This is a genomic window from Brevundimonas sp. Soil_N_31 (assembly GCF_057655995.1).
Window position 1 is genome coordinate 1 of the sequence record NZ_JBDGLE010000032.1, and the last position, 460, is coordinate 460.

At 62.4% G+C, this 460-nt stretch carries 1 protein-coding gene; it reads left to right on the forward strand.

What is annotated here, in order from left to right; all coding sequences use genetic code 11:
• Nucleotides 1–460 (forward strand): Ig-like domain-containing protein (locus AC3A3G_RS16375; protein WP_487488739.1); only part of this gene is annotated, 460 nt, incomplete at both ends.

Below are 460 nucleotides of genomic sequence, written 5' to 3' on the forward strand. Positions count from 1 at the left end.
TCACGGTCAATCCGGTGATCGATCTGGTGGCCGCCGATGACGCCATCACGACCGACGAAGATACGCCGGTGAACGGCACGGTCGCGGGCAATGACAGCACGACGAGCGGTGGCACCCTTGAGTATGTCAAGGCGACCGATCCGTCGAACGGCACGGTCGTGGTCAATCCGGACGGCACCTATACCTATACGCCGAACGCCAACTTCAACGGCACGGACAGCTTCACCTATACGGTGACCGATCCGGCCTCGGGCGAGAGCCTGACACAGACGGTGGAGATCACGGTCAATCCGGTGATCGATCTGGTGGCCGCCGATGACGCCATCACGACCGACGAAGATACGCCGGTGAACGGCACGGTCGCGGGCAATGACAGCACGACGAGCGGTGGCACCCTTGAGTATGTCAAGGCGACCGATCCGTCGAACGGCACGGTCGTGGTCAATCCGGACGGCACCTA